Source organism: Colwellia sp. Arc7-D, assembly GCF_003061515.1.
Taxonomy (GTDB): domain Bacteria; phylum Pseudomonadota; class Gammaproteobacteria; order Enterobacterales; family Alteromonadaceae; genus Cognaticolwellia.
This window is the reverse complement of the sequence record NZ_CP028924.1, coordinates 2234230-2246537: the sequence shown is the minus strand read 5'-3', so window position 1 is coordinate 2246537 and position 12308 is coordinate 2234230. Positions and strand designations below refer to the sequence as shown.

Genomic DNA, 12308 nt, shown 5'->3' with positions numbered 1-12308 from the left:
GTATTCAGGCAGTGATAGTTTGAAAGAAAAGTCTATTTTAAATGTAAGCGCACAATTAAGTAGTGCGCTTAGCTATAATCGAAGTCTAGCTGCACATTCCACGGCATTAAATCTGTTAAATCATCATCGTCACTTTGACGTGCGGGCAATGTTTTGAATAAATGCTGGAAGTAATAATAGGGTTAATGTCATTGGCTCGGCACGTCGCCCTGAGACCTTTAACAAGCTTTTTCTTTAAAAAGTAATGGCGAATTTCTGTCGCCCTGACACTCGGAATTGTTAGATACAGTCTGAGCGACTACAAATTATACTTACTTTATATTTACTTTATATTTAAGGTATAATCTAGAACGTTTGGTATTCTAAGTATCAAATCAATTTGCAGCCACGCCTTATTTAATAAATGAAAAGTACAATTATTTCGAGGCAAGTATCTCATACTTTCCAAGCAATTTACCGTATTGCTCTTTCAGTTCGAAAAATTCGTTTTCTTTTTTTTCTAAATCAGTAATTCGCTTCATGGCTGATTCTATTTGACCTGAAAAGTGAGAGTTATCAGATAATAATTTCTCATTCTTGGTTTGAAGCTGCTCTAACTCATCATATAAATCTGCTATTTTATCATCGCAAGCTTCTAAGGCTATGCCAGCTTGCTGTTCTGATTCTTCAAAACTTTCAATCTTTGATTTATATTCTTCAATAGTAGAAGAAACACGCTTTTCAGCTAATCGTTGTGCGACTTTATAACTATTGATAGTAATATCTTTTAAGTTTTTAATGGCTCGTTTGACATTTATATCAAGGTTTTCTTGAATTTCAGTAGGCAGTTCTATATCTGTTTCATTATCATTACTTAAACTTTCAGAGCTTCTTTCGTTGGCGTAGCTTTCCCAAACCTCTTTTATACGTGCAAATCCACCGCGATTACCAAGTTGAACTCTGATAGCGCCAGAGTTAGGCCTTTTGCCAGCATTCTCTATTGCTACACCAGCTTTAATAATTTCTTCTTTCGATATTTCCGCATGCCTTGCCATATCGGGAACCTTTAATTTAATTAGTTTATTTAATAACTTTAGTTTAGTAATCGGATAAATCAATAAATTATTAAAAAATTTATAAAATAGTTGAGGTGTGTTTGATTTTGATACACACTAGCTTCACTCAATAGCTTGATGCATACAACATAATGAATTTGGACAACCTAAATTACGCACAAAAACAAAGGCTTGCTTATATTGATTTTAAATTACTGTTTGTAGGTAAAATTACTCGCAATGAGATTGTAACTAAGTTTGAGAAAGGGATGTCTGGGGCGACGGCCGATTTAAACCTTTATAAGGAATTTTGTCCAGAGAACATGTCTTATGACACTAAGCAGCGAATATATGTTCAGTGTGATACTTTCAAACCATTGTTTACACACGATCCTCGTAAAACTTTGGCTAAACTCGCGAATCAAATAAGCGATGGCTACGATGCCATTGGTGAAGTAACGTTTCCGGTTGCAGCGCCGAGCCAACTTAATATTCCAGACATATTCATTGTCGCAAGACTTATCCAAGCGATAATTAATCACAAAGCAGTCAGTATTATCTATACATCACTAAGTAGTGGCTCTGCTGCACGCGAATTAGTAGCACATAGCATTGTAGATAATGGCTTGAGGTGGCATGTTAGAGCTTATGATCGCAAATCAAATTCATTCCGTGACTTTGTCATAACACGAATTTCCAAAGTTACAATTCTTTCACAGAATGTAAGTACCAATGAAGATAAACTCGAAGATCACCAATGGATGCGAATGATGCCTTTAGAGCTTGTACCGCATCCTAAAAACATTAAACACCCAACCGCTATAGAATTAGATTATGGTATGGAAAATAAGGTTCTAGGGCTAAATGTTCGTGCAGCGCTAGCTGGATATTTATTAAGACGCTGGAATGTAGACTGTACATCTGAAGCGTCTTTAAAAGGTGGTGAATATCAATTATGGTTACGTAACCGTCAAACTCTTTATGGGGCAGAAAACTTAGCGATAGCGCCAGGTTATAAAGCAGATGTGGGAAGTTATAATGACATCTAAAGTACATGTAAAAAATGATAGTATTAAAAGTAGTAAGGCATACTTAGGCGACTTAATCGGTGGTAGTTTGATGATCCGAGAAAGTCAGTTAATTTCTGAGCTACTTTTGAAAAAACCAACAAAAGAAGAATGGTTAGATGCCATTGTTAATCAAAACATTCTACAAAAGCGATCTGACGCTTCAGCTAAAAGAAACGCAGCGACAATTAATAAACGTTTAGAAGGCTTGGGCGATGAGTACATTGAGCAACTCGCTTTTGGTAGTACAGAACTTACCACTCAGTTAATGTTTGCTGCCACATTACTTAATTCAACAATGCTCGCTGATTTTATGAGAAATGTATATAACGATGCAAAACGAATGTATCGCGAAGTTCTTGATAGTACAGATTGGGAGTCATTTTGGGATGATCGGTCACGGTTGTTTCCAGAGTATACCCAAATGACAGCATCCACTACTTATAAAATATCTCAAGTCGCTTTTAAAGTATTGGCAGATGCAGGTTATATCGAGTCAACACGTAGCAAAAAGCTTCAAAATGTTTACTTATTACCGGAAGTCAAAACATTACTCACTGTTATGGATCGTGAAGATATTATAGCGGCAATGGAAGTTTAACTTTCAAGGAATGAAACGGGGATAAATAAATGAATAATAATAAAAAAAGCTTAACGGCTAGGCTAGATCAAATAATACCAAAAATAGAAAGTGCAGACTTTCTAAATAATCAAGGTTTAGGAAATGAAATTGGTTTCTATGTATTTGATTATCAGGCAGAATCAGAACTAGTGGTAAGAGAGCACATAGCTTTCATGACGGATAAAATGCAAAAACGTGGCAGAACGTTTACCAGTATCAATTTATTCGAGGTGGTTCTTGAAATGCTTGAAACTAGAAACCTAACCGAACGAGCATTTAAAACCCAAAAAGAGCGTGGCGATGATGCTCTATTTAAAGCGTTAAAAGGCCCGCTTGAACAAAATAGAGTGGCAGAGTTTATCGCTAATAAAATAGTTTTAGATAATTCTGGCGACTCAAAAACGGAATTTATTCTATTACATGGTTTGGGGAGCGCTTGGCCAATCATTCGAGGCCACGGCTTATTGAATGCTCTACATGCAAAAGTAGGCAATGTACCAACCGTATTATTTTATCCTGGTGAATGGGATGGACTAACACTTAAAGCTTTTAGCACGATGGACGGAAATGGTTATTACCGTGCTTTTAAGCTTGTTCCTTAAACCACAGCGCCCAGATTAGCGCATGAACTTTACTTGATAAAATTAATGAAAAGGACTTTAGCCCTTTCAAAAATAATGGATTACTAGAGAAATATAAACTATGTCAAATATGCTAATTAAAGATTTATTCACTAAAGACATCGAACGTAAAATTAATGGTGTTGTTAAAGCGGACCAAAAAGAAGATCACGTTGTATTTACCGAATTAGACGAATATGTTGTCACTAAAGAGCTATTTACGCACTTTGAAAAATTCTTCGACTGCTACATGCCTTCAGTTCGCGATCCAAAAGCTAAAGCTGCTTCAGGAAAATTAGGAATTTGGGTTAGCGGATTCTTTGGTTCAGGTAAGTCACATTTTATCAAAATCCTTTCATACCTTTTGCAAAATATTGATGCTCGCAATGAGCTGCACAATGGTGGTGAAAGTAAAAAAGCTGTTGAATTTTTTAAAGATAAAATTCAAGACGGCTTCCTTATTAGTGAAATCAACACAGCTGTAACCAAAGAAAATACTGTCATATTATTTAACATAGACAGCCGTGCTAATACCGATGATGGTGACGATGCTATCCTAAAAGTATTTCTTAAAGTGTTTAACGAACAAATGGGATTTAGTGGTGACCATCCCCATATTGCGCATTTAGAGCGTGAGTTAGACAGTCGCGGTGTATTTATTAAATTTCAAGAAGAATTTACCAGCTTAACTTCAGCTAACTGGCTAGATGAGCGTGATGCCTATGACTTCTATCGAGATGACATGGCAGAAGCCCTTGCTAAAGTAACCGAACAAACAACCGAATCAGCTCGACAATGGGTTGATCAACTAGAGAATAATTTCACTTTAGATGTTTCAAACTTCTGTAAATGGGTAAAAGAATACTTAGACTCAAATATTGAACGTCGAGTATTATTTTTTGTAGATGAAGTGGGGCAGTTTATTGGTAACAACACTCAAATGATGCTCAAGCTACAAACGATTACAGAAAACTTAGGCACCATTTGTGAAGGTCGAGCTTGGGTAGTGGTAACTTCTCAAGAAGATATTGACTCAGTTATCGGCCAAATGGCAGGCTCTAAAGGCCATGATTTTTCAAAAATTCAAGGGCGCTTTGAACGATTATCACTTTCAAGCTCTAATACCAGTGAGGTTATTGAAAAGCGTTTACTTGAAAAAGAGCAACCAGCTCGAGAGTTATTAGCAAAACTGTATGATCAGAAAGGCGATATCCTTCGTAACCAACTGGCGTTTGACTCAACCACCACTGCAGAGCTAGCAAACTATAAAGACGCAACAAGCTTTATTCATAGTTATCCATTTGTACCTTATCACTACACATTGGTACAAAAAATATTTGAAGCAATCCGCAAGGCTGGAGCAACAGGATTACATTTAAGTCGAGGTGAACGTTCATTGCTTGATGCGTTTCAAAGCGCAGCAAAACAAGTAGGTAATCAATCTGTCGGTGTGTTAATTCCGTTATATTACTTTTATCCAGCGATAGAAAGTTTTCTAGATACCTCTGTTAAAAAAGATATTGACCAAGCAAAAGAGAAAGACTCAATTTCTCCATTTGCTTTAAACATATTAAAAACTTTATTCTTAATACGCTATGTTGATGTCATTAAATCAACACTCGATAACCTTGTTACTTTATGTATAGGAAAAGTCGATGAAGACCGTTTAGCGCTGCGCCGTGATATAGAGCAAGCACTTAACTCTTTAGAGCAAAATTTACTGATAGCTCGTCAAGGTGACGAGTATATTTTCTTAACCAATGAAGAAAAAGAAATTGAAAACGAGATCAGAGAAACCGAAATTGAGTTATCAGATGAAATTAAGAAACTCAGTGATGTAATATTTGATGAAGTTTTAAGAAGAAATAAAGATTATCGTTATGCTGAAAATAAGCAAGATTTCCCAGTTAGTCGCTTTTGTGATGGCTTACCACGTGACGGGTCGCAAGAATCAGACTTATTGGTTAAAGTTATTTCTCCTCTCGATGAAGCAAACTATAAAGAATATACCTCTGCTTTTTGTGCCAATTTATCGCAAGACAGTGGCGGTTCGATCATCATCAAATTGGCTAATAAGTCTAAAATAGTCGATGAAATACGTACTACAGTTAAAACTGAAAAGTTTATACGTCGCACTACGGGTAACAGGCCAGAACAGCAACAGCTGTTAAGTCAAAAAAGTTCTGAAAACCGAAAGAGAAATGAAAGAATAAAAACAATTGTAGAAGACTTATTAAAAGACGCTGAATTTTATGCATTAGGATCAGAGCAAAACCCTAAAGGTAGCTCGATCAGTATTATTTTAGACGAAATCTATAAATACGTAATAGAAAATACCTTCAGTAAACTTAAATTAGTAAAACCATTTCCCGGTGAAATTCGTCGTGAGATACAAAACACTTTAATCGCTGATGATGTAGGGCAAATAGGGTTGGACCTTAAAGCGGAAGAAGTTAACCCATTGGCGACTTTGGAGGTTGAAAAACATATCACTTTAGCAGATGACACTGGCCGTTCAATCACTGCAGACGACATTGTTAAACGTTTTTCAAAGCGCCCATTTGGTTGGAATGATGAAGAAATACTTCTCATCATGTCTCGCTTAGCATTATCTAATAAAATTACGTTTCAAATGCGTCAACAAGATGTACCGCTGAGAAATGCTTACGATAATTTAATTCAAGTAAGAAAACGTGCAGAAATGCGTGTTAGACGTGTTAAGCAACAATCAGAAGCAAACCTTAAGCGTGCGGCCAAATTATTCAAAGAATTTTTTGGTAAAAATGCGCCAGATAGCGAAAAAGAATTATTTAATACCGCTCAAGATAACCTTAACAACATGAAAACAAAACTTGAGGCTTTTTCGCATAAATCATCGACGGGTAAATACCCTGGCGGGAAAGAGATAGATTGCGGAATTGTAATGTTGGCTGGTTTAACTGAACTTCAATCAAGCTTTCAGTTTATAGAGCAGTTTTTGGCAAGTGATAACGACTTACTTGATTTTGAAGAAGACTATCAAGATTTAGAAAACTTTTTTGAGACTCAATTCACAACATGGCAAAAGCTAGCAACATCACTAACTCAAGAGTTTGACCGTAATCGCAATGTTCTAGATAAAGATGATACAGCGAATAAAGCACTGCAAGAGCTTGAAGCTATATATAGTAATTCTCGTCCGTATAGATATATTCGAAACATTGAACCACTTATTGCTAAAGTGGCGAAAGTTAATGAACAACTGATTACAGAAAAAAGAGTGCATGCAAAGTCACGTATTGAAGAGCGTATTAAAGAAGTTACGCAGCAAATTGAAGATGCAAAAGCACCTTCTGAGCTAAGTAATAAAGCACTTCGACCATTGCAATTAGCCTTAAAAAACCTAGATGGTTTGCAGGGTATTGCAGAAATTTTGCAAGAGCAAGCAGAGTCAATCCACTTGCTAGAAAATGCACATGACTTGATAAATCAATATATCGGCCAGCAAGAAGCAGCAAGGCTTCAAGCTATTAAACAAGCTGAAATTGAGGCGAGAAGAAAGCAACAAGAAGCTGAGCAACAAAGTGGAACCGGAAGTGTTGATTACGAACCAACAAAACCACCAGTACCACCTAAAGCAGCTGAACCTATCCCTAAAAAAATCATTTCGGTTGATACCAGTAGTTTATTACGAGAAGTAAATTTAGCGGGTGTTATAGAAACCGAGCAAGATATTGATAAATACATCAATGCCTTACGAGATAAACTATCTACATTAGTAGCTAACAATAATAAAGTGCGTATTAAGTAATCAAGGAAGATTATTAATGAATTTTTTTACGAATGTTTTTAAGAGTAAAGAACAAAAACTTCGTGAAAAGCGGAGTGAATTAATCCGTCAAAAAGATTTATTAAAAGAAGAGAACCTTAAAAAAATATTAGCAAAGCAAAAAGGCATCCCATTATACAGGGCACGCCATAAACTAGACGAAACCTTAGTTTCATTTGAAACGAGAAGAGATGAATTAAACCAATTATGGGAAAATGCTTATAAAGACTTTTCGTGGTGGAATAAATTAAAACATGGTGAAAAATTAGATTTACGTGGGTTAGATACTCAAATTAGCCAGTTAAAGTCGGCAATTAAGAAGTTTACTGAGGTTTATGGCGCCGACTGTCAAGCCCTACATGATCATTTTAATTTGTTAAAACTTACGAGCGAAAAACGCATTGATTTTACATATAGGCAATTATTAAAAGCTACACAAACTGACCTTGTTAAAGATGTAAATGATAGCTCCATGGGGATGGCATGGTTAGCGTCATTATCTGTTCCTGTCTCCATAGCCGATGATCTTATCTCGGCCAGTGAGGTTTATGGTTCACTCAAAGCTGTTAATGGCAATTTTGAAAATATGTCTAACTCAGATATTTGGTGGGAAACGCTATGGATGTCACCAGAAAGCCATGCTGGATTAGTGAGCCTCACCAAAGGTGCATATTTTGAACAACTGGTTGCTGATAATACCAATGGTCAATTACATGAGCATTTCAATAACCCCGATACAGATATCCTCATTGGCGGAACTGAGATGCAAATTAAAGCGACAGATAATATTGCATACATAAACTCAGTAGATGATGATATTCCAGTTATCGCTACTTCTGAGGTTGCGTTAGCAACTGGTGTAATAGACGGGGGATACAGTAATGAAGACATCACCAATAGCGTTGAACACGCATTAGGGGGCACAGTTATTGATGCAAAAGATACGGCTGTAGATCTTGTGTTAACAGGCGTCGCTTCTTTAGGTATTTTTGCATCACTTAATGGTATTAACCATGCGTCCAAACAATATGATAAAGGCGTAGATGGTGTTCAATCTTTTTTTGAAGGGGCGGGTGTTGCGATAGAAGGTACTGCTAAAGGGCTCGTAGATGCAAGTGAGTTGGTTTATAAAGTAGTTATGTCTAAGCCAATTCGATTTGTAGGTCGCACACTTATAAAAGGAATTAAAATACTCGACGAAACGCTTTTCGTTGAGCAATCCAAGGAAGGAAAAAAGTGAAAGAATTAGCGAAAAAATATTTACATGAAATGACAGGTAACCCATTGGCAAAATTTCATGAAGATCAGTGGGAATCAATAAACGAACTTGTTAATAAACAGAATCAACTTTTAGTGGTTCAAAGAACAGGTTGGGGTAAAAGTGCGGTGTACTTTATAGCCACCAAAATTCGCCGCTCTCAAGGCTTCGGACCAACATTAATTATTTCGCCTTTGTTATCCTTAATCAGAAACCAAATTGATTCAGCGGCAAAGCTGGGGCTGAGTGTGGTTTCTTACAACTCTTCCATGGATAAATATGAACGTCAATCGGCGGAAAACAAAATTTTAGCCAGTGAAGTTGATGCTGTGATCATAGCGCCAGAACAATTAGGGCAAACTTACTTTGCAGAAAATATTTTAAACCGCATTAGTGGCAATATTGGCTTGTTTGTTGTTGACGAAGCGCATTGTATTTCTGATTGGGGACACGATTTTAGGCCTGACTATGGCCGCATTGTTCGCGTATTACAAAATATGCCCCAAAACATGCCAGTTTTAGCAACAACGGCAACTGCTAATAACCGAGTCGTTAACGATATCAAAGATCAATTAGGTGATCGGTTATCTATAATTAGAGGGCCTTTAACACGTAAAAGCCTTCAACTCCAAAATATTGATATGTCTAATAAATCTGAACGCTTAGCTTGGTTAGCTCAATATTTAAAAGAGATAACAGGAACAGGTATTATTTATGCAAAAACCACCAAAGATTGTGAAATTGTAGCTGGGTTTTTGCAAACACAAGGCATTGATGCTCATGCTTATCATAGTCAATTAGAAACAAGTGAAATTAAAGAAAACTTAGAGAAAGCGTTAATTAAAAACAAAATAAAAGCGCTAGTTTCTACATCTGCATTAGGAATGGGGTTTGATAAACCAGACTTGAGCTTTGTTATCCATTATCAATCACCAGGTAATGTTGTTGAATACTACCAACAAGTTGGTCGTGCTGGGCGTGGCATTGACAGTGCTATCGGTATCATGATGTTAGGTAAAGAAGATGGAAAAATTCAGCAGTATTTTATAGAAAATGCATTCCCTAAAGAACATCAAATTAATCAGCTGTTAGATGTAATCGAAAAAAAAGACGGTGTAAAATTAACAGATTTAGAGCCCTTTGTTAACTTTTCAAAAGGTACCATTACAAGTATTTTGAAGTTTTTAGGGATTGAGCAACCATCACCAATTTTGAAAGATGATAAGTATTATTATCGTACACAGTTTGACTACAAAATACCGCAAGACAAAATCGACCGTTTAAATAATATTAAACAAGGCGAATGGGATATATTAAATAATTACCATCAATCTACGTCATGCTTGATGCAGTTTTTATCGAGTGAGTTAGATGATCCAGAAACACAACCTTGTGGTAAGTGTGAAAACTGCAATCCGGCTAATAAATTGTCTGATAAAATTAATCATGACTTAGTGATATTGGCAAATGATTATTTAAGACATCGATACATAGAAATTAAACCAAGAGCGACATTTGCAAGCTCTGGGGCTAATGCTGGGTTAGCGTTTAAAAGCTATGGATTTCCATACCGAGACAAAAACTTAAAGATAGAAAAAGGTATGGCGCTTTCTTCATGGAAAGATGGTGGTTGGGGAGACATGGTGGCAGAGGGTAAACAGCAAGGAAGTTTTAGCCATGATTTAATTCCTCCAATGGTTAAAATGATCAATAGCATTCCCTATGAACAACGCCCTAGTTGGCTTACTTATGTACCTTCACCTCGGCATCCTAACTTAGTCCGTAATTTTGCTCATGCTTTAGCAAAAGCTTTAGGAGTAGAATGTAAAGATACGATCAGCATTTCTGAAGTTCGACCACCTCAAAAAACAATGGAAAATAGCTTTTATCAAAGTAAAAACCTAGATGGGGCTTTTGGTATAGATGCTTCACAAGGGTATTCTTCACCCGTTTGGCTATTAGATGATGCGGTTGACTCTAAATGGACATTTACAGTTGCGGGTGCGTTATTAAGGCAAAGCGGTGTTTCAAAAGTTGTACCGATAGCGCTCACTAGCACGAGTAAAAACAATTAAAATTATGTCAAAAACAAGTGATAATCTAATGATTACTGAGAATATTAAAGCAGTACTGTTACTTACCAGCTTTTTCAATTCCAACGAACTTGGAAAATATAAAACGCTTTCAATTAATGAGTACGGCTACTTTGCTTGCTGGTTAAATCAAAATGGTCAAAAACCCGTAGATTTACTCAATGAAGACTCCTTTGATAATATATGGGGTTTGTGGGATGAACCACTTAGTCATGTAAAAGCTAAGAAAATAATTGATTTTTCACGCTTAGAAAACACAATAGCTAATATCACATATGACCGAATCAAAGACTTGCTAAATAGAGGCGCAAGCTTAAGTTTAGCGCTTGATAAATGGCAAAGTGCGGGGGTTTGGATCATAGACCGACAGCATGAGCACTACCCAAAAAATATCAAAAAACAATTAAAACATCAAAGCCCTGCTTTATTGTTTGGGGTAGGTGATTCTGCATTATTAATAAAACCTGCCATAGGCTTTGTCGGCTCAAGAGATTGTAATCATGATGATGAACAGGCTACAACGCAATATGTACAACATATAAACCAGTTAAGTTATCAAGTTGTATCTGGAGGCGCAAAAGGGGTAGATTCTCACGCTATGCTTGCCTCATTAAATAATGGCAATACCGCCATTGGCGTACTTGCAGATAGTCTGTTTAAAGCAAGCGCTTCAAATCAATGGCGACAGCATTTAAAAGCAAATAACTTAGTATTAGTTAGCCCGTTTTATCCTGAAGGGCGTTTTACTCCTGCTAATGCCATGGCCCGAAATAAATATATATACCTTTTATCAAATGCAACGCTAGTGATCACCTCTGGTGAAAAGGGCGGCACATGGGAAGGGGCAAAAGAAAATCTTAAAAAAGATTGGGTGCCTTTGTTGGTTTCTACTCATCAAGAGCCTTTACAAGCAGGTAATCAAGGGTTAATTAATGGGAGTGTTTTAGGTAAAGTTAAGACTAAAAACTCGACTAAGGCTCAAGCGAAAGCATTGTCAATTACGCCTACCACTTCTTCAGAACAGTTTTCTGAATTGCTTTTTAAGGGGCATGAAACAACCCCTTTAAAAACTGAAGCTGAGCCGAGTAGCAAGCCAACGCCTTCGACGAATGAAACCTTAAAAAGCCCAAATACAAACTTGGACTTGAGTAATAAAAGTAGCCTTCAAGAAGATATGTTTTCAATGCCACTTAACTTTGAACATGAGGCCGAAAATCTAGAAAATACTCAATCACAATTTATTGAGAATACTCAAAAGGTAATTGAACCGCAGTCACTTGAAACTCCAGACAACATTGCTGAGCACCAAACAGACTTAACCGAAAATAAACGTGGTCTAAATGATGATACAAACGAATCTAACCCTGTCGCTAAGATAGAAGCTAACAGTGAAAAGAAAATTGAAGCTATAAGTCAAGACAGCGTAGAAGTATCCCATGCGGATAAATTAGCAAGCCCTGCGCCTTCTGTTACGCCAGATAAGGCAGAAAACACAAAGCTAGAAAGTCAGCCTCCGACACAAACAACAACAACACCATTACTTGATAACTTTTATCACCAACTATGTGTGCTAATACAAGCTCAGCCTAAAAACCTTATTGATATATCTGAACTTGAAAACCACTTTCCTGAGTTTGAGATAATGGGTAAAACAGCGCTCGATAAATGGCTAAAACACCTTGTTGAAATAGATAAACTTGTTAAGCCTAATGCTCGAAAAAAACAGTATACATTGCCTGTAGCCTGAAGAGTTTAAGCATTAACTTAATAGTAAATAATAAATATATTATTTAAAAATACCGACAT

At 36.6% G+C, this 12308-nt stretch carries 8 protein-coding genes and 1 pseudogene; 7 read left to right on the top strand and 2 right to left on the bottom strand.

What is annotated here, in order from left to right:
• Window positions 1-68: 68 nt before the first annotated feature.
• Both DBO93_RS18705 and DBO93_RS09850 read right to left on the bottom strand, forming a co-directional pair.
• Window positions 69-205: pseudogene (locus DBO93_RS18705) on the bottom strand (transposase domain-containing protein); the annotation flags it as partial.
• 211 nt (window positions 206-416) lie between these two features.
• Complete coding sequence (locus DBO93_RS09850; protein WP_108456190.1) at window positions 417-1034, bottom strand: DNA-binding protein; 618 nt, start codon at window positions 1032-1034, stop codon at window positions 417-419.
• A 152-nt stretch (window positions 1035-1186) separates the two neighbouring features.
• Here DBO93_RS09850 and DBO93_RS09845 point away from each other — a divergent pair, with 152 nt between their 5' ends.
• From DBO93_RS09845 to DBO93_RS09815, 7 genes are all read left to right on the top strand, one after another.
• Window positions 1187-2083 carry a WYL domain-containing protein gene (locus DBO93_RS09845; RefSeq protein ID WP_108456189.1) on the top strand — a complete coding sequence of 299 codons (897 nt, stop codon included), beginning with the start codon at window positions 1187-1189 and terminating at the stop codon, window positions 2081-2083.
• On the top strand, window positions 2073-2702 hold the full coding sequence (locus DBO93_RS09840) for a DUF1819 family protein (protein ID WP_108456188.1): 630 nt from the start codon (window positions 2073-2075) through the stop codon (window positions 2700-2702). Before DBO93_RS09845 ends, DBO93_RS09840 begins: the two co-directional genes overlap by 11 nt.
• A gap of 29 nt (window positions 2703-2731) precedes the next feature.
• Window positions 2732-3325, top strand: a complete 594-nt coding sequence (locus DBO93_RS09835) for a DUF1788 domain-containing protein (protein WP_108456187.1) — start codon at window positions 2732-2734, stop codon at window positions 3323-3325.
• A gap of 100 nt (window positions 3326-3425) precedes the next feature.
• On the top strand, window positions 3426-7133 hold the full coding sequence (brxC, locus tag DBO93_RS09830; protein WP_239058953.1) for a BREX system P-loop protein BrxC: 3708 nt from the start codon (window positions 3426-3428) through the stop codon (window positions 7131-7133).
• Between the two features lie 16 nt (window positions 7134-7149).
• Window positions 7150-8391 carry a hypothetical protein gene (locus DBO93_RS09825; RefSeq protein ID WP_108456186.1) on the top strand — a complete coding sequence of 414 codons (1242 nt, stop codon included), beginning with the start codon at window positions 7150-7152 and terminating at the stop codon, window positions 8389-8391.
• Window positions 8388-10484 carry a RecQ family ATP-dependent DNA helicase gene (locus DBO93_RS09820; RefSeq protein ID WP_108456185.1) on the top strand — a complete coding sequence of 699 codons (2097 nt, stop codon included), beginning with the start codon at window positions 8388-8390 and terminating at the stop codon, window positions 10482-10484. The genes DBO93_RS09825 and DBO93_RS09820 overlap by 4 nt, the downstream gene beginning before the upstream one ends.
• A 4-nt stretch (window positions 10485-10488) precedes the next feature.
• Window positions 10489-12249: a DNA-processing protein DprA gene (locus DBO93_RS09815; protein WP_108456184.1), complete on the top strand. Its 1761-nt coding sequence runs from the start codon at window positions 10489-10491 to the stop codon at window positions 12247-12249.
• The last annotated feature ends 59 nt before the right edge of the window (window positions 12250-12308 follow it).

Coding starts and splice junctions, on each gene's coding strand:
- brxC (WP_239058953.1), top strand. CDS start 3,426: ATGTCAAATATGCTAATTAAAGATTTATTCACTAAAGACATCGAACGT.
- DBO93_RS09840 (WP_108456188.1), top strand. CDS start 2,073: ATGACATCTAAAGTACATGTAAAAAATGATAGTATTAAAAGTAGTAAG.
- DBO93_RS09850 (WP_108456190.1), bottom strand. CDS start 1,034: ATGGCAAGGCATGCGGAAATATCGAAAGAAGAAATTATTAAAGCTGGT.
- DBO93_RS09835 (WP_108456187.1), top strand. CDS start 2,732: ATGAATAATAATAAAAAAAGCTTAACGGCTAGGCTAGATCAAATAATA.
- DBO93_RS09825 (WP_108456186.1), top strand. CDS start 7,150: ATGAATTTTTTTACGAATGTTTTTAAGAGTAAAGAACAAAAACTTCGT.
- DBO93_RS09845 (WP_108456189.1), top strand. CDS start 1,187: ATGAATTTGGACAACCTAAATTACGCACAAAAACAAAGGCTTGCTTAT.
- DBO93_RS09815 (WP_108456184.1), top strand. CDS start 10,489: ATGTCAAAAACAAGTGATAATCTAATGATTACTGAGAATATTAAAGCA.